Genomic DNA, 17289 nt, shown 5'->3' on the forward strand with positions numbered 1-17289 from the left:
GGCAAAACCCCTCACCCCCGAGCCCGCGCGGCCCGAGCGACCGCCACCACCGCCTTCTCCAAGGCGTACTCCGGATCGTCCCCGCCGCCCTTCACCCCCGCGTCCGCCTCCGCCACGGCACGCAGCGCCGTCGCCACGCCGTCCGCCGTCCAGCCGCGCATCTGCTGCCGCACCCGGTCGATCTTCCACGGCGGCATGCCGAGGTCGCGGGCCAGGTCGCCGGGGCGGGCACCGCGCGGGGCGGAGGCCAGCTTGCCGATCGAGCGGACGCCCTGGGCGAGCGCGCTGGTGATCAGGACGGGGGCGACGCCGGTGGCCATCGCCCAGCGGAGCGCCTCCAGGGCCTCGGCGGCCCGGCCCTCCACGGCACGGTCGGCGACGGTGAAGCTCGACGCCTCGGCCCGGCCCGTGTAGTAGCGGCCGACGACGGACTCGTCGATCACGCCCTCGACGTCGGCCACCAGCTGCGCACAGGCGCTCGCCAGCTCGCGCAGGTCGCTGCCGATGGCGTCCACCAGGGTCTGGCACGCCTCCGGCGTCGCGGAGCGGCCGGCGGTGCGGAACTCGCCCCGGACGAACGCCAGCCGGTCCGCCGGCTTGGTCATCTTCGGGCAGGCGACCTCCCGGGCACCGGCCTTGCGGGCCGCGTCCAGCAGGCCCTTGCCCTTGGCTCCGCCGGCGTGCAGCAGCACGAGGGTGATCTCCTCGGCGGGCGCCCCGAGGTACCCCTTGACGTCCTTGACCGTGTCCGCCGAGAGGTCCTGCGCGTTGCGCACGATCACGACCTTGCGCTCGGCGAAGAGCGACGGGCTGGTCAGCTCGGCGAGGGTGCCGGGCTGAAGGGCGTCGGGGGTGAGGTCCCGGACGTCGGTGTCCGCGTCGGCCGCGCGGGCCGCCACCACCACCTCCTGCACGGCGCGGTCGAGGAGGAGGTCCTCCTGGCCCACGGCGAGGGTCACGGGGGCGAGAACGTCGTCATTTGCAGTCTTCCTGGCCATCGCGTCCAGCATCCCACGCGGCACCGACACCCCCCTCCACCGTGGTCCGGACCTTGTCGCACAATGTGCGGGTGAGCAGCGCTTCCTCTCCCTCCGACGCCGTGTATCCGGCCCACCGCCGCCATCTGCTGGTGCTTCCCGACCGGGACGCCGCCGAGGAGGCGGCCGAGCTGGCCGGTGAGCGTTTCGACCTGGACGAGGATCCGCAGATCGTCCGCGAGGCCCTGGCCGGGGAGGACGACGCGGAGGACGCCCAGTGGCTGGTGGTCCTGGAGGACCCCGACGGCGCGCTGGACACGGCGGCCCTGCGCGAACTGGCCGAGGAGTACGACGGCTGGGTCGAGAGGGAATGACCGCCCCTTGCCCCGTCCTCGGGCCGCCCAGGACGGCGGTGGCCGCCGCGGTGACGGCGACCGGCCCGTCGGTGTCGGTGCGCAGCACCGCCGCACCCCCCGAGCGCAGCGCGGCGAGCGTGCGCGGGGCCGGGTGCCCGTAGGGGTTTCCGGCGCCCGCCGACACGACGGCGAGCCGGGGAGCCAGCCGGCCCGTCAGCTCCGGATCCTGGTGGGCGGAGCCGTGGTGGGCGACCTTGAGGACGTCCACCGGGGGCAGCTCGGGGTGGGCGGCCAGGAGGGCGTGCTGGGCGGGCGGTTCGAGGTCGCCGAGCAGGAGCAGGGTCAGACCGGCAGTACGCACCAGGAGGGTGACGCTGGCGTCGTTGGGCCCGGTCTCCGCCTCGGGGACGGTCCCCGGGGCCGGGGGCCAGAGCACCTCCCAGGAGAGGGCGCCGAGATGCCGGTGCTCGCCGGGGGTGACGGTGACCACAGGGACGTGGGCGCGGCCGGCCTCATGCCGGACGAACGCGGCCTGTTCCGCGGGCTCTTGGAGCAGGGTGCCCTCGATCGCCCCGACCGGCCTGCCGCGCAGCACGCCGGGCAGCCCGTCCACATGGTCCGCGTGGTAGTGCGTCAGCACCAGCAGCGGCACCGTCTCCACACCGAGGGCGCGCAGACAGCGGTCGACGGCCCCGGGCTCGGGGCCCGCGTCCACGACGAGGGCCGCGCCGCCGCCCGCGGCCAGCGCCAGTGCGTCTCCCTGGCCCACGTCGCAGGCGGCGAACCGCCAGTCGGGCGGGGGCCAGCCGGTGACCGCCCGGTCCAGCGGGGCCGGGCGCAGGACCGCCAGGGCCAGCAGCAGCGCACAGGCCGCGCACGCCCAGCGGCCGGGGCGTCCGTGCCGCAGCAGGAGCCGGGCGACGAGCACCGCGACGGCCGTGGCCACGGCCATCAGCAGCGCTCCCGGCCAGCCGTCGGGCCAGCCCAGCTCGGCACCCGGAAGGGCCGCGCCGGTGCGGGCCACCCCGGCCGTCCAGGCGGCGGGCCAGCCGGCGAGCCAGGCCAGGGCGTGGGCGACGGGCGGGGCGAGCGGGGCGGTCAGCAGGGCCGCGAAGCCGAGGACCGTGGCCGGGGCCACCGCGAGCTCCGCGAGCAGGTTGCAGGGGACGGCGACCAGGCTCACCCGCGACGACAGCACGACGATCACCGGCGCGCACACGGCCTGTGCGGCGGCGGCCGCCGCGAGCGCCTCGGCGGCCCTAGGCGGGACGCCGCGCCGCCGCAGGGACTCCGCCCAGCGCGGCCCGATCGTCAGCAGTGCTCCGGTGGCCAGTACCGAGAGCAGGAAGCCGTAACTGCGCGCCAGCCACGGGTCGTTGAGCACCAGCGCCAGGACCGCGGCCGCGAGGGCGGGCAGCAGGGTGCGGCGGCGTCCCGTACCGAGCGCCAGCAGGGTCACCAGGCCGCAGGCGGCCGCCCGCAGGACGCTCGGCTCGGGGCGGCAGACCACGACGAACCCCAGCACCAGCACGCCGCCCACGACGGCCGTCCACCGCAGCGGGACGCCCAGCCGGGCGGCCAGGCCGCGCCGCTCGGCCCGCGCGGCGAGGTGGGACGGACCGATCAACAGGGCCAGCAGAATGGTCAGGTTGCTGCCGGACACGGCCAGCAGGTGCGTGAGGCCCGTGGCGCGGAAGGCGTCGTCGAGGTCGGGCGGGATGCGTGAGGTGTCGCCGACGACCAGCCCCGGGAGCAGGGCCCGGGCGTCCGGCGCGAGCCCGTCGGTGGCCGTGCGCAGTCCCGCCCGCAGCCGGGCCGCCGCGCGTTGGAGGGCCGTCGGCGGCCCGGTGACGCGGGGCGGCCCGTGGTCGCCGACGCGGAGGACGGCCGCGATCCGGTCCCCGTCGCGGGAGGGCGGGGCGAGGCGGCCCGGGACCCTGAGCCGGGTGGAGGGCAGCAGCCCGCCCCAGCCGGGCGGGGCGACGATCAGGACGGGGGTGCGGACGGCCGTGGCCCCGCCCGGGGCGGTGGTCACGCGGGTCGCCTCCGCCTCGACCGTGACCGCCGGGGCGGTCCGGGCCGCGCCGCGCACCCGCGGACGGACCGGCCGGGGGTCCCCGGTGACGGTCACGTCGAGCGTGGCCGGTGCGTAGTGCCGCGCGAGCCCGGGCACGGGCCCGCGTCGTGTGTCGGCCGCCCGCAGCGCCCCGGCGGCCGCACCGGCCGCACCGCACAGCAGGACGGCGGCGAGGGCCACCGCCGCGAGGGCCGCGGGCCGGCGTCGCACGGCCCCGGCCACCAGCCCGCCGGCCGACAGCAGCGCCGCCGCGCAGCACACCGCGACCGTGCCGCCGTCCGCGGTCAGCGCCACCGCGGCCCCGGCCCAGGCGGCGAGCGCGGGGACCACCAGGCGCAGGTCCGCCGGGCGGACCGGGGCGGGCGACTCGCCGTTCACGGCTGGACCAGGGCGCTCAGGTCCGCGAAGCGGCGGGCGCCGATGCCACCGACCTTGCGGAGCTCCTCCACCGAGCGGAAACCGCCGTGTTCCGTGCGGTAGTCGACGATGCGCCGGGCCAGGGCCGGGCCCACGCCCGGCAGCGCGTCGAGCTGTTCCGCCGTCGCCGAGTTGAGGCCGACCGGGGCCGGACCGGCGCCGGCCGGTCCGCCGCCCGGCCTCGGGGGCCCGCCGGCCGGACTCGCCCCCGGAGCAGGCGCGTTGGGCGGGGCGCCGACCACGATCTGCTCGCCGTCGGTGAGGACGCGCGCACGGTTGAGGCCCGTCATGTCGACGCCGGGGCCCGGCCCGCCGGCCGCGTCCAGGGCGTCGACGACCCGTGATCCAGGGGGCAGTCGCTGGATGCCCGGGCGGCGCACCTTGCCGGAGACGTCGACCACCACGCCCCGGGCCGACGGAGCGAGGGGGACGGGAGGCGCGGGGGCCCGGCCGCGTTCCCGGGGCATCGCCGCGGCCACCGGCTCCTCCCGGGCGGGTGCCCGGACGGTCTGGGGCCGTCCCGTCCAGAAGTGGTACGCGGCGAAGACGCCCGCGGCGGCCAGCACGACCACCAGCGCGGCGAGGGTCCTCGGCTCCAGGCCGCAGCGCACCTGGGCCCAGAGCACCAGCCGGCGGACCCCGCGCGGCGGGTCCGCGCCCCGGGGCGGGTCACCGGCGGACCGCCGCCCGGCGGCCGGACCGGCGCGTCCGGCCGCCGCCACGGGTCCGGTGGCGGCGGCGGTCGCGGTGATGCGAGCGTCCCGCGCCCGCCGCACGGGACGGCGGCCCGGTGGACGATCCCGCGCGGGGGCGTCGCCGGGGGCACCGGCAGGCACCCGGTCAGGCGCTCCGCGCGCCCCCTCCCCCATCAACAGCGCGGCCCGTTCAGCAGCGGCGGCAACGGACTCGGCCGACGGCATGCTCATCGATGTGCTCGTCGGTGTGCTCGTCGATGTGTTCCTCATGGGGCGTGACGCTAGGCGGTCCCGCCCGGCCCCGCCGATCAAGGTCAATTGCCGTGGAAAACCCTGGCGTTGTGGATAACTCCATCACCCACAGGAGGGGCCTCCCCTACCGCGGCGACACCACCACACCCAGCAGCCCCGGCCCCGTATGCGCCCCGATGACCGCCCCGACCTCGCTCACATGCAGCTCCCCCAGCCCCGGCAGCCGCTCCCGCAGCCGCTCCGCGAGCTGGGCCGCGCGCTCGGGGGCGGCCAGGTGGTGCACCGCGACGTCGACGGACACGGCTCCGGCCCGCTCGACGGCGACCTCCTCCAGGCGGGCGATGGCCTTGGACGCCGTGCGCACCTTCTCGCGCAGCTCGATGCGGCCGCCCTCCAGCTGGAGCAGCGGCTTGACGGCCAGCGCCGAGCCCAGCAGGGCCTGCGCGGCCCCGATGCGGCCGCCCCGGCGCAGATAGTCGAGCGTGTCGACGTAGAAGAACGCGGCGGTGCCCTGGGCCCGCTTCTCCGCGGCGGCCACCACCTCGTCGAGGGTGCCGCCCGCCTCCGCCGCCTCGGCGGCGGCCACGGCGCAGAAGCCCAGCGCCATCGCGACCATCCCGGTGTCCACCACGCGGACCGGGACCGGCGCCTCGCGCGCCGCGAGCACGGCCGCGTCGTAGGTGCCGGAGAACTCGGCGGACAGGTGCAGGGAGACGATCGCCCCGGCCCCGGCCTCGGCCGCCGCGCGGTAGGCGCCCGCGAAGACTTCGGGGGCGGGCCGGGAGGTGGTCACCGGCCAGCGCTTCTGGAGCGCCTGGGCGACCGACCGGGCCGAGATCTCGGTGCCCTCCTCAAGTGCCACGTCGCCCAGGACCACCGTGAGCGGTACGGCCGTGATGCCGTGCCGTTCCATCGTCTGCGGCGGCAGATAGGCCGTGGAATCGGTGACGATGGCGACATGGCGGGACATGCCCCGGAGGTTACCCGTCCCGCGTCCGGCCGGGCGGCCCGGCCCCGAAGATGATCGTTTCAGACCGAGGACGGCCGCGGAAGAGGGACCGCGGAGGGACTGTGCCCGAAGTGGTCAAGTCACGTTCTTCTTCTGCCACTTGTCCCGGAGCCGGCCGGTCTCCCAGGGGCGGTCGCCCTCCTGCCACGGCTGCTGCCGCCCCGCTATCGAGGGCCGCTCCGCACCGGGCGCCGGGGGCGGGGCGGACGATGCCGAGGACGGAGCGGACGACGCCGGGGACGGAGCCGACGGCCCCTCCTCGTCCACCGGCGTCCAGTGCCGCAGCGCCCCCGCCTCCATCCGGATCTGCTCGTCCAGGTCGGCCAGGTCGTCGTCCGAGAACCGCCGCGCGCGGTCCTGCGCCGCCCACCTCAGGGAGTCCGCCGAGTGCCGGATGCGCTCGGTGCGCTCCCGCAGGGCGGGCAGGCTCTCCCGCACCCGCTCGGCGCTCGGCTCGGTCTCCAGCCGCCGCAGCTCCTCGTCCAGCTCCCGGCCGTGCGCGCTCAGCCGCTGGAAGAGGGCCAGGGACTCGGAGAGCGACGGGTCCTCCCGGACGCCCAGCCGCAGCGCGTCCTGGGTGGCCCGCATGGTCGTGCGCAGGGACAGCCGCAGCTGGGCGACCTCGCCCCCGGCGCCCGGCGCGGTGTACTGCCGGGCCTTGAGCCGGGTGTCCTCGACCGTGCGCCGGGCCTGGTCGACCGTGCGGTCCACCCCGCGCTTGACGGCCTTCACGGCCTTGACCGTGGCGACCACCCCGAGGGCGACGAGCACCGCGAAGATCAGGGCGATGATCACGGCCGCGGCTTCCATGGGCGCTCCTCGGCGGAAATCGAGTCGGCGGGATTCGGGGCAACTGCATTCAGCAACTCATGACGCACCTCTCCACCGTAAACGGCACGGGCAGGCCGCGGGTTCCGAAGAACCCCCAACCTGCCCGCAGCCGACCCGTAGGGGAAGCCCCAAAACCGGGAACCCCAGAACCGGGAACCCTTACGCCGGAACGATGTTCACCAGCTTCGGCGCCCGCACGATGACCTTGCGGATGCCCGCGCCGCCCAGCGCCGCGACCACCGCCGGGTCGGCCAGCGCCACCTTCTCCAGCTCCTCGTCGGAGATGGACGGCGGCACCTCCAGCCGCGCCTTGACCTTGCCCTTGATCTGGACGACGCAGACGACGGCCTCGTCGACCAGGTGGGCCGGGTCGGCCACCGGGAAGTCCCGGTGCACGACCGACTCGGAGTGGCCCAGGCGGTGCCACAGCTCCTCGGCGACGTGCGGGGCCAGCGGCGCGACCAGCAGCACCAGCCGCTCGGCGACCGCGCGCGGCACCTCGGCCAGCTTGGTGACGTGGTTGTTGAGCTCCGTCACCTTGGCGATGGCGGTGTTGAAGCGCAGGTTGGCCATGTCCTGGCCGACGCCGTCGATGGTCTTGTGCAGGATCCGCAGCGTCGCCGCGTCGGGCTCGGCGTCGACGACGGTGACCTCACCGGTGTTCTCGTCCACCACGTTGCGCCACAGGCGCTGCAGCAGCCGGTACTGGCCGACGACGGCGCGGGTGTCCCAGGGGCGGGAGACGTCCAGCGGGCCCATGGCCATCTCGTACAGACGCAGCGTGTCGGCGCCGTACTCGGAGCAGATCTCGTCCGGAGTGACCGCGTTCTTCAGGGACTTGCCCATCTTGCCGAGCAGCCGGGAGACCTTCTCGCCGTTGTAGTAGAAGGCGCCGTCGCGCTCCTCGACCTCGGCGGCCGGCACGGCGATGCCGCGGGCGTCGCGGTAGACGTACGCCTGGATCATGCCCTGGTTGAAGAGCTTGTGGAACGGCTCGGCCGAGGAGATGTGCCCCAGGTCGAAGAGGACCTTGGACCAGAAGCGCGCGTACAGCAGGTGCAGCACGGCGTGCTCGGCGCCGCCGACGTAGAGGTCGACGCCGCCGTGCGGCTTGTCCTCGCGCGGGCCCATCCAGTAGCGCTCGGCCTCGGCGGAGACCAGCCGCTCGTCGTTGTGCGGGTCCAGGTAGCGCAGCTCGTACCAGCACGAACCGGCCCAGTTGGGCATGGTGTTGGTCTCGCGGCGGTAGGACTTCACACCGTCGCCGAGGTCCAGCTCGACGTTGACCCAGTCCTCGTTGCGGGAGAGCGGGGTCTCCGGCTCGGTGTCGGCGTCGTCCGCGTCGAAGGTGCGCGGGGCGTAGTCCTCGACCTCGGGCAGCTCCAGCGGGAGCATCGACTCGGGCAGCGCGTGCGCGACGCCGTCCTCGTCGTAGACGATCGGGAAGGGCTCGCCCCAGTAGCGCTGACGGCTGAACAGCCAGTCGCGCAGACGGAAGTTGACGGTGCCCTCGCCGATGCCCTTCTCGGTCAGCCAGGCGGCCATGCGGGTCTTGGCCTCGGGGACGACCAGGCCGTCCAGGGAGACCTCCGGGCCGGCCGAGTTGATGATCTCGGCCTCGTAGGAGTCGAAGGAGTCGGCCCAGACGGACGGGTCGATGCCGCGGTCGTCGGAGGGCTGCACGACGCAGCGCATCGGCAGGCCGAAGGCGCGGGCGAAGGCGAAGTCGCGGCTGTCGTGGGCGGGGACGGCCATGATGGCGCCGGTGCCGTAGCCCATCAGCACGTAGTCCGCGACGAAGACCGGCAGCTTCTCGCCGCTGACCGGGTTGACCGCGTACGCGCCGGTGAAGACGCCGGTCTTCTCCTTGGCGTCGGCCTGCCGCTCGACGTCGGACTTGGCGGCGGCCTCCTTGCGGTAGGCGGCGACGGCCTCGGCCGGGGTGGCCCGCCCGCCGGTCCAGCCCTCGGGGGTGCCCTCGGGCCAGGCGGCCGGGACGATCGGGCCGGCACCGTCACCGGTGACCAGCGGGTGCTCGGGCGCCAGGACGAGATAGGTGGCACCGAAGAGGGTGTCGTGGCGGGTGGTGAAGACGGTGGCCTTGGCGTCCGGGCGGCCGTCGATCGCGAAGTCGACGTGGGCGCCCTCGCTGCGGCCGATCCAGTTGCGCTGCTGGAGCTTGATGGCCTCGGGCCAGTCCAGCGCGTCCAGGTCGTCCAGCAGGCGGTCGCCGTAGGCGGTGATCCGCATGTTCCACTGGCGCAGCTTGGACTTGAAGACCGGGAAGTTGCCGCGCTCGGAGCGGCCGTCGGCGGTGACCTCCTCGTTGGCCAGCACGGTGCCCAGGCCGGGGCACCAGTTGACCGGCGCCTCGGAGGCGTAGGCCAGCCGGTACTCGCCCAGCACGGCGTCGCGCTCGACGGCGCTCAGCGCATCCCAGGGGCGGCCGTCGGGGGTCGTGCGCTCACCACGGGCGAACTGCTCCACCAGCTCGGCGATCGGCCGGGCCTTCTTCGCCTCCGGGTCGAACCAGGAGTTGAAGATCTGGAGGAAGATCCACTGGGTCCACTTGTAGTACTCGGGGTCGATCGTGGCGAACGAACGCCGCTTGTCGTGCCCCAGGCCCAGGCGGCGCAGCTGCGCCTTCATGTTCTCCATGTTGGCCTCGGTGGACACCCGGGGGTGGGTGCCGGTCTGCACCGCGTACTGCTCGGCGGGCAGGCCGAAGGCGTCGAAGCCGAGGGTGTGCAGGACGTTGTGGCCGGTCATGCGGTGGTAGCGCGCGGTCACGTCGGTGGCGATGTAGCCCAGCGGGTGGCCGACGTGCAGCCCGGCGCCCGAGGGGTACGGGAACATGTCCATGATGAACTTGCGGGGGCGCGCCACCACCTCGGGGTCGCCGCCCAGCTCGCCGTCCGGGTTGGGCGCCTCGTAGGTGCCCTCGGCGTCCCAGACGTCCTGCCAGCGTGCCTCGATGTCGGCGGCCAGCGCGGCCGTGTAGCGGTGCGGGGCAGCCACCTCGGCGCCGGTAGTGGTCTCGCTCATCGTCCTCAAAGCTCCATCGATCGTCGTCTCTGCCTGCGGAAAGCGCGCTCCGGGCGTTCCGGTGGACCGAGGCCCCGGAAACGAAAAAGCCCCTCGCACAGGAGGGGACGCCGCGCCGATTCCGACCGGAGGCCACCGGTCGGGACTGATCAGCGCGGCTCGCTAAGCAGGAGGCGTACGGCACGCATGGGCCCAGATTACCGCAGGGGTGCCGGGGCCCGCACCGAGGTACGGGCCCCGGCGGCGCCTGAGCGCTCCGCTGGAAGTCCGGTACATCTACATCGTCCGCCGGTACGTCGTGGCTGGTCGCGCCCACGCGGCGGAGCCGCACTTCGCAACAGCCCCGCGCCCCTTTGAGGGCGCGGGGAACCTCAGCGGACTTCACCGGACCCGTCAGTGAGCGACGCCCGGTGGGTGCCGCTCAGTGACGGGGCCGCGGGACGTACGAGGAGACGTAGCCGTCGGCCGGGGAGCCGACGCCGGTCACGTCGTCGTAGCCGACGGTCGCCGAGAGCGAGCTGTCGGAGCCCAGGCTGCGCAGCGAGACGGTGGTGCCGCCCTTGGCGTCGACGCCGTTGACGAAGTCGACGCGGACGTTGCCGATGCCCTGGTTCTTCCCGAGCGGGTGGTCGGTGACGTCGTGGTACGCGGCGGTGCCGTACCGGTCGTAGATGCCCGGGTTGGCGAAGCCGATCGGCACGCCGTGGCGGGCCTGCTGAGCCAGCGCCTGGACGCCGGCGATCACGGGCGCGGCGAGCGAGGTGCCGCCGATGCGGTACTCGCCGTACTTCACGGACTTGTCCGGGAAGGTCTCGGTCTGGCCGACGAGGAAGCCGGTGGTGGAGTCGGCGACGGCCGCGATGTCGGGTCCGACACGCATCGGCTTGGCGGAGCCGTTCGCCCTGGCGAGCGCGTCCGGGACGACACCGCGCTGGTAGAAGGGCTGCTCGAAGAGCTTGCTGGTGCCGCCGCCGGCGCCGCCGGTGAAGTCGCCGGGGAAGCCGTCCCAGCCGTGGCCGTCCTTGGACAGCTTGGCGGTGTGGGTGCCCCAGCCGGTCTCCCAGAGGTACTTCCCGCCCTTGCCGACGGCGAGCGAGGTGCCGCCGACGGAGGTGACCCAGGGCGAGTTGGCGGGGGTGTCGACCTGCTTCTCGGCGTGCTTGCGGGCGTTGTCGCCGTCGTCGCCCGAGGAGAAGTAGAAGCCGATGCCCTCGACGGCGCCGGTCTGGAAGACCTGGTCGTAGGCGGCGGCGACGTCCGGGGTCTCGTGGCTCTCGACGTCGCTCCAGGAGTTGGAGACGATGTCGGCCAGCCGGTTGTCGACGATCTTGTGCAGGGAGTCGATCAGGTCGTCGTCCTGGCAGGAGGCGCCGGCCACGTAGAGGAGGTTCGCCTCGGGGGCCACGGCGTGCACGGCCTCGACGTCGAGGGTCTCCTCGCCGTACCAGCCTGCCGCGTCGCACTCGTTCGGCGCGGTGTGCGTCCAGTTCGCGGGCAGCACCTGGGAGAACTGGCCCTTGCGGTACGGGCGGTCGCCGTTGCGCTTCGCGTACTGCTCGATGTCGCCCACGATCGTCGGCGAGGCGTACGCGTCGGTGATCGCCACCGTGACGCCCTTGCCCGTGAAGTTCTTCGCCCCGTAGGCGGCGCGCAGCTGCTTACCGGTGTAGCCCTTGATCGCATAGGGGGCGTGGCCGCCGTAGGCCGCCGGCAGGCTCTTGTCGACGTTCGAGCCGTAGTACGTGGAGAACGGGCCGGAGTTGGCGAAGGCGGCGCTCGGGCCGGGCAGTTCCTCGTCGCGGTGGGCCCGGCGCGGGGCGTCGTTGAGGCCGACGACGGTCAGGACGTCGCCTGCGACCGAGGCGGGGACGGAGGCCGTACTGGACGGCGCGTGATACGTCCGGCCGTCCTTGACGTAGTCGTGCAGCCGGGTGCCGAAGGCCTTTCCGGCGGCCGCGGCGTCACCGGTCACCGTGACGTAGTGGCGGTTGGTTCCGGTCACCTTCAGGCCCGAGGACTTCAGCCATGCGGTGACCTCGGCTATCTGGCCACCGGTCGGGCCGAAACGATCCTGCGCTTCCTTGACCGTCAAGTACCGGGCGTACGAGGGCGACTTGGGGTCGGAGACGGCCCGCGCGTAGGCGGCGAGCCCCTTGGCGTCCCGGCCGGCGAGGTAGACGCGGGCGGTGACGGCCTTCGACTCCGGGGTGCTGCCCCGGTCCGCGCGGGCGGTGGCCCACGCGGGCCTGGTCCCGGCCAGCGACTGGCGGCCGTGCGGCCCGTCTGCGGCGTCGGCGGCGGGTGCGCCGAGCGTCAGCGCCCCGGCCACCAGGGGCAGTGCGGCCGCCAGGGAAAGGCCCGCGCGTGCTCCGGCGCGGCGTGATCTCCGTGATCTCAATGGAACCCCCTGCGATGCGAGTGGTCGCGTGCGGTGTGCGCGGGGCGCACACGGAAGGTCACTCTTTCGGCGAACCGTTCATACAGGGGGCATGTGTTCGCCAATTGGCGGCCAAGGAACGGTCATGGACATGCAATCGCCCCCGCGATGAACGCGGGGGCGCGATACGCACGCGAAAGGGCCGCCCTCGCGGACGGCCCTTCCAACTCCTGTGGAGCTAAGGAGAATTGAACTCCTGACCTCCTGCATGCCATGCAGGCGCTCTACCAACTGAGCTATAGCCCCTTGTTCTCTTGTCCCGCCCGGGCCCCGATCCGTTTCCGGCGGGTCTCCCTGGCGACACCCAGAACTTTACACGGATCCCGACGGGAGCCCAAATCGATTGACGGGCCACCCCCCTTAGCCCGATTTGCCCCCTTATAGGGGCATCTCAACGAGGGTGTCCCGACGGGGGCGTCTCACGCCGTCGCGAACGAGTAGAACCGCTTCAGCGCGCAGTGCTCGTCGAGCAGCCGCCCGTAGATCGGCTCGCCCTCCAGCTCGCGGTAGGTCTCGATGGGGTCGCCTTTTATGATCAGCGCCCGGGCGCACTCGACGCACCAGTACTGGTAGTCGGCGTTGACCGGATCCATGTCGCGGACGATGGGCGTCCCGCCGCCGCACCAGTCGCACTTCCGGCTGTGTGCACCCATTCATTCAGCTCCAGCTGTGGCCGCAGGCCGTGCAGACGTACGTGACACCGCCGTTGTCGCCGAGCACCTGGGCCACGTGAGCGGATCCACAAGCCGGGCACTGGAGGGCGGTCGCTCCGGGAAGGCCGCGGGTCGCCGCGGGAAGGCACACCGGCATGTCTCTTTCCCTCCCCTTCACCCCGTCCGCGCCCGGCCGTCCGATTCTGCCACGGGACGGGTGTCCGGGTCAGTGCCCCCGGTACATGAGGAACGCCCTCGTCCGGGCCGGGACGGCGCTCTCCGGCGCCAACGCCCCGGGAAACGGCACCCGTTCGGGAAAAGCAGTGATCCCGCCCCTCCGGTCGGGAGGGACGGGATCATCCGTACTGTGGAGCTAAGGAGAATTGAACTCCTGACCTCCTGCATGCCATGCAGGCGCTCTACCAACTGAGCTATAGCCCCGCTGTTCCCGGATTCTCCCGGAGGTTTCCCTCCGCGTTCCCCGCGAACAAGAAGAACTTTAGCCTGTGACCTGCCCGAATGGGAAATCGGCCCGGAGGCCGCCCCCAAGGGCCTCAGTCGTCGTCGCCGAGGACCGGCTCCGGCAGGGTGCCGGCGTTGTGCTCCAGCAGGCGCCAGCCGCGCGCGCCCTCGCCCAGGACGGACCAGCAGCAGTTGCTGAGCCCGCCCAGGGACTCCCAGGAGCGGGACTCCAGACCGAGCAGCCGCCCGATCGTGGTGCGGATGGTGCCGCCGTGGCTGACCACGACGAGGGTGCCGCCGTCCGGCAGCTTCTCGGCGTGCGCGAGGACCACGGGCGCGGCCCGGTCGGCCACCTCGGTCTCCAGCTCGCCGCCGCCGCGCCGCACGGGCTCGCCGCGCTTCCACGCCGCGTACTGCTCGCCGTAGCGCTCGATGATCTCGTCGTGCGTCAGGCCCTGCCAGGCCCCGGCGTACGTCTCGCGCAGGGCGGCGTCGCCCGCGACCGTCAGGCCGGTGAGCGCGGACAGCTCGGCGGCCGTGGCGGCGGCCCGCTTGAGGTCGGAGGCCACGATGGCGTCGGGCCTCATGGCCGCGAGCAGCCGGGCGGACCGGCGGGCCTGGGCCAGACCGGTGCCGGTCAGCTCGATGTCCGTGCTGCCCTGGAAGCGGCGCTCCACGTTCCAGGCCGTCTGGCCGTGCCGCCACAGCACGATCCGGCGGCCCCGGCCGCCCGCGCCGCCGTTCAGCTCAGGTCTCCGTCCAGGCTCTCCCGGGCCTCCAGGGCACGGGCGTGCTCCTCGGCCTTGCCGCGGGTGGCCACGGCGTCCTCGGGCAGGGAGATCTCGGGGCAGTCCTTCCACAGGCGCTCCAGCGCGTAGAAGACGCGCTCCTCGCTGTGCTGGACGTGCACGACGATGTCCACGTAGTCGAGGAGCACCCAGCGGGCGTCGCGGTCGCCCTCGCGGCGGACCGGCTTGGCGCCGAGGTCCTTCAGCAGCCGCTCCTCGATCTCGTCGACGATCGACTTGACCTGGCGGTCGTTGGGGGCCGAGGCCAGCAGGAAGGCGTCGGTGATCGACAGCACGTCGCTGACGTCGTACGCGATGATGTCGTGCGCGAGCTTGTCGGCGGCCGCCTGGGCGGCGGCCTGGATGAGCTCGATGGAGCGGTCCGTGGCGGTCACAAGCCATGCTTTCGGTAGGGGGTCCGTACCCGTCAAGGGTCTCACGACCGGCCACCGGACCTCCCGGGAGTTTCCGGGCCCCGCGCGGACCCCTGCGCGGACCCCGCGCGGGGCCCGGCGGTCTCACCCCTTGTAGTCCTTGCCCAGCACCACCGTGACATCGGCGTTCGCCGCCACGTCGGAGCCGCCGCCCTTGCGGACCGCTCCGGCGGGCAGCCCCAGGGTCTTGGCGACCTCCTTCGCGTCCGCCGCCCGCTTGTCGTCCGCGTAGAGGACGGCGGAGCGCCCGGCGGCCGGCGCCGTGCCGGCGTCGAGGAAGGTGTAGCCGCCGTTGACCAGCGCGACCCGCGCGGCCCCGGCGCCCGCGCCGCCGCCGGTGGCGTTGCGCACGCCGACCCGGGGCGTCGCGTCGGTGCCGGCGTTGCTGACCGCGCCGCCGAGCACCTCCTTGACCACGCCGTCCGCCTCCTGTCCGCCCAGCGTCCCGTCCTGCCGCACGGGCAGCAGCGCGGTGCGGTACGCCCCGTCCCTGGCCCGGGTCGCGAGCTGGGCCAGGGAGGCCCCGAGCTGCTGGACGGAGAGCGAGGGGTCGGGGATCTGGGCGAGCGCCTCGACGGTGGTGGTGGCCGCCCTGGCGTCGCCGGACAGCTTCTTCAGGACGCCCTGCAGGACCTGGCCGAACCGGGCGAGCTGCTTGTCCGGCTCCTCGCCGGGCCCCCGGTAGGTGGCGTAGGCGACGGCGGTCTGGCCGTTGAGCGCCTGCCCGCCGCCCCGGCGCACCAGCGGATCGTCCCCTGCCTTGGCCCCGGGAACGTCGGTGTCGGCGTCGACGGAGATGCCGCCGACGAGCTGGACCAGGTTCTCCAGATAGGGCGTGTCGAGCCGCCAGCTGCCCTTGATCTGCGAGCCGAGCAGGGTGTTCAGGGCGTCGCGGGTGGCACCGGTGCCGGCGTCCTGGACGGACTTGCCGAGCGTCGTGGACCCGCCGCCGTCCTTGGTGACGGCGAGGGAGTTGGGCAGCAGGACGGCCGTGGCCCTCTTCGTCGTCGCGTTGTCCACCAGCAGCGCGGTCGAGCTGCCGCCGCCCTTGGTCTGCCGCAGATGGACGACGATCACGTCGCGCTTCTGGCCGACGGCCCGCGGGCCGCCCTTGTCGTCCCCGCCCGCGAGCAGCAGCCAGCCGACCACCGCGCCCACGACCAGGACGAGCGCCACCACGAGGGCCACGACGCGGTTGCGGCCCTTGCGCTTGCGCTCGTCGCGGCGCTCGGTGCGGCTCTCGGTGAACTTGAGCCAGTCGATGACGTCCTCGGAGTCCTCGTCCGGCGCCTCGACGAAGGAGAACTGCTCGGTGCGGTAGTCCGGGGCGGCGTCGGCGTCCGGGGCGCGCCGCGGCTCGGGAACGGCGGCCGCGGGCCGCGGCGCCTCCGCGGGCTCGGCGGGCTCGGCCTGCTGCGGGGCCCACTCCTGCTGTGCGGTCTGCTGGGGGGCCGCCTGCTGCGGGGCGGCGTACGGGTCGTGCCCGTATGCGTGCTGGACGGCGAGGGGCTGACCGTAGGCGTCGTACACCCGCTGCGGATCGTCCGGGTGGTACACCGGCCGGCCGTAGGCGTCGTAGCCGTACACCTGTGGTTGCTGTGCGTACGGGTCGTGCGCGTACGGGTCCTGGCGGTCGTTCAACGGTGCCCCTCGGTGCCACTGGAGCCGGGTGTCGCCCGGATGTCAGCCGTCGTGACGGTACAGCCTGCGCTTGGCGATGTAGCGCACGACACCGTCGGGCACCAGGTACCAGACGGGCTCGCCGTCGGCCACGCGCGTCCGGCAGTCGGACGAGGAGATGGCGAGCGCCGGGACCTCGACGAACGAGACCCGGTCGTCGGGCAGGCCGGGGTTGGCCAGTATGTGCCCGGGCCGGGTGACGCCGATGAAGTGGGCGAGGGAGAACAGCTCTTCCGCGTTGTGCCAGGTCAGGATCTGGGCCAGGGCGTCGGCGCCGGTGATGAAGAACAGGTCCGCGTCGTCGTTGAGGGCGCGCAGGTCCCGCAGCGTGTCGACGGTGTACGTCGGCCCCCCGCGGTCGATGTCGATCCGGCTGACCGAGAACTGCGGGTTGGAGGCCGTGGCGATGACCGTCATCAGGTACCGGTCCTCGGCGGGCGAGACGGCCTTGTGGCTCTTCTGCCAGGGCTCGCCGGTCGGGACGAAGACCACCTCGTCCAGGTGGAACTGCGACGCGACCTCACTGGCGGCGACCAGGTGGCCGTGGTGGACGGGGTCGAACGTCCCGCCCATGACGCCGAGCCGCCGCTTCGCGGGCTCTGTCTGCTCTCCCATGCGTGCAGACCCTACTGGGCCGGGCTGGGCGCCGGCCCGTCGGGAGGTCCGCTCAGCGGTCGCGGTTGAAGCGGGTGGTGGCCCAGAGCAGGAGCAGCAGGATGACGAAGGCGGCGCCGCCGGTCACATAGGGGCTGAGGCTCTCGTGGTTGCCACCGTGCTCGCCCTCGGAAGCGAGCGTGACCAGGGCCGAGTGGGCTGAGGTGAGGGACATCGTCGGCAGGACCTCTCCGGAGGCGATGGGTTGGAGACTTCTGCCACATCGTATGCGGGCGCGGTGCGCGCCCTCACGCCGACTCCGGGGTCGGCGCGGACCGGCTAGTCCTGGTTGTCCTTGCGGTAGCCGCGCAGCAGCAGGTAGGCGGTGACCGGGATGCCGATCAGGGCGAGGAGGACGACGGTGCGCAGGATCGGACCCGGGCCGTCCTTGGAGGCCAGGACGGCCTGGGTGACGGTGGGGGAGGCTGCGAGGTGGGTGAGACCCTGGAGTGCGGACATGCCTCCACGGTAGCGATGTCGGCGCCGGCGCCTAGGGTGGGGTTCGTCGGCCGGGGGACAGGC

Annotated in this window: 14 protein-coding genes, 2 tRNA genes and 1 pseudogene; 1 reads left to right on the forward strand and 16 read right to left on the reverse strand. The window is 73.7% G+C overall.

Translation table 11 applies throughout. From position 1 onward, the window contains the following. Nucleotides 1-11: 11 nt before the first annotated feature. Entirely contained in the window at nucleotides 12-1010 is a 999-nt protein-coding gene (gene holA / locus AB8735_RS14050) for a DNA polymerase III subunit delta (protein ID WP_372411843.1), read from the reverse strand. A gap of 89 nt (nucleotides 1011-1099) precedes the next feature. Here holA and AB8735_RS14055 point away from each other — a divergent pair, with 89 nt between their 5' ends. After that, the gene (locus tag AB8735_RS14055; RefSeq protein WP_372411844.1) at nucleotides 1100-1351 is read left to right on the forward strand and encodes a hypothetical protein; all 252 of its coding nucleotides are present in this window, start codon (nucleotides 1100-1102) and stop codon (nucleotides 1349-1351) included. A 274-nt stretch (nucleotides 1352-1625) separates the two neighbouring features. On the opposite strand, the pseudogene AB8735_RS14060 reads toward AB8735_RS14055, so the two are convergent. The 15 genes and pseudogenes from AB8735_RS14060 to AB8735_RS14130 all read right to left on the reverse strand — a co-directional run. After that, nucleotides 1626-3788 (reverse strand): annotated as a pseudogene (locus AB8735_RS14060) (ComEC/Rec2 family competence protein); the annotation flags it as partial. Next, on the reverse strand, nucleotides 3785-4753 hold the full coding sequence (locus AB8735_RS14065; protein WP_372407637.1) for a helix-hairpin-helix domain-containing protein: 969 nt from the start codon (nucleotides 4751-4753) through the stop codon (nucleotides 3785-3787). The pseudogene AB8735_RS14060 and the gene AB8735_RS14065, both read right to left, overlap by 4 nt. A 145-nt stretch (nucleotides 4754-4898) precedes the next feature. Further along, nucleotides 4899-5744 (reverse strand): DegV family protein, encoded by an 846-nt coding sequence (locus AB8735_RS14070; RefSeq protein WP_372407638.1) that lies wholly within the window; start codon nucleotides 5742-5744, stop codon nucleotides 4899-4901. A gap of 114 nt (nucleotides 5745-5858) precedes the next feature. Beyond that, nucleotides 5859-6593, reverse strand: coding sequence for a hypothetical protein (locus AB8735_RS14075; protein ID WP_372407639.1), 735 nt, complete (start codon nucleotides 6591-6593; stop codon nucleotides 5859-5861). Nucleotides 6594-6773: 180 nt separating this feature from the next. Further along, complete coding sequence (locus AB8735_RS14080; RefSeq protein WP_344031499.1) at nucleotides 6774-9659, reverse strand: class I tRNA ligase family protein; 2886 nt, start codon at nucleotides 9657-9659, stop codon at nucleotides 6774-6776. A gap of 421 nt (nucleotides 9660-10080) precedes the next feature. Then, nucleotides 10081-12057: a protease pro-enzyme activation domain-containing protein gene (locus tag AB8735_RS14085; RefSeq protein WP_372407640.1), complete on the reverse strand. Its 1977-nt coding sequence runs from the start codon at nucleotides 12055-12057 to the stop codon at nucleotides 10081-10083. Between the two features lie 212 nt (nucleotides 12058-12269). After that, nucleotides 12270-12342, reverse strand: a tRNA-Ala gene (locus AB8735_RS14090). Nucleotides 12343-12515: 173 nt separating this feature from the next. Next, entirely contained in the window at nucleotides 12516-12749 is a 234-nt protein-coding gene (locus AB8735_RS14095; protein WP_344031495.1) for a hypothetical protein, read from the reverse strand. A gap of 368 nt (nucleotides 12750-13117) precedes the next feature. Continuing rightward, nucleotides 13118-13190 (reverse strand) — tRNA-Ala (locus AB8735_RS14100). A 113-nt stretch (nucleotides 13191-13303) separates the two neighbouring features. Then, nucleotides 13304-13957, reverse strand: a complete 654-nt coding sequence (locus AB8735_RS14105; RefSeq protein ID WP_344031513.1) for a histidine phosphatase family protein — start codon at nucleotides 13955-13957, stop codon at nucleotides 13304-13306. Continuing rightward, nucleotides 13954-14394 carry a ribosome silencing factor gene (rsfS, locus tag AB8735_RS14110; protein WP_344031493.1) on the reverse strand — a complete coding sequence of 147 codons (441 nt, stop codon included), beginning with the start codon at nucleotides 14392-14394 and terminating at the stop codon, nucleotides 13954-13956. Before rsfS ends, AB8735_RS14105 begins: the two co-directional genes overlap by 4 nt. Before the next feature lie 123 nt (nucleotides 14395-14517). Beyond that, nucleotides 14518-16074 carry an LCP family protein gene (locus AB8735_RS14115; protein ID WP_372407641.1) on the reverse strand — a complete coding sequence of 519 codons (1557 nt, stop codon included), beginning with the start codon at nucleotides 16072-16074 and terminating at the stop codon, nucleotides 14518-14520. Between the two features lie 42 nt (nucleotides 16075-16116). Beyond that, nucleotides 16117-16728: a nicotinate-nucleotide adenylyltransferase gene (gene nadD, locus AB8735_RS14120; RefSeq protein WP_344031489.1), complete on the reverse strand. Its 612-nt coding sequence runs from the start codon at nucleotides 16726-16728 to the stop codon at nucleotides 16117-16119. A gap of 52 nt (nucleotides 16729-16780) precedes the next feature. Further along, entirely contained in the window at nucleotides 16781-16942 is a 162-nt protein-coding gene (locus tag AB8735_RS14125; protein ID WP_344031487.1) for a hypothetical protein, read from the reverse strand. A 104-nt stretch (nucleotides 16943-17046) separates the two neighbouring features. Next, nucleotides 17047-17226 carry a hypothetical protein gene (locus tag AB8735_RS14130; protein WP_344031485.1) on the reverse strand — a complete coding sequence of 60 codons (180 nt, stop codon included), beginning with the start codon at nucleotides 17224-17226 and terminating at the stop codon, nucleotides 17047-17049. Between the last annotated feature and the right edge of the window lie 63 nt (nucleotides 17227-17289).

Source organism: Streptomyces luteireticuli (genome assembly GCF_041519305.1).
Classification (GTDB): domain Bacteria; phylum Actinomycetota; class Actinomycetes; order Streptomycetales; family Streptomycetaceae; genus Streptomyces; species Streptomyces luteireticuli.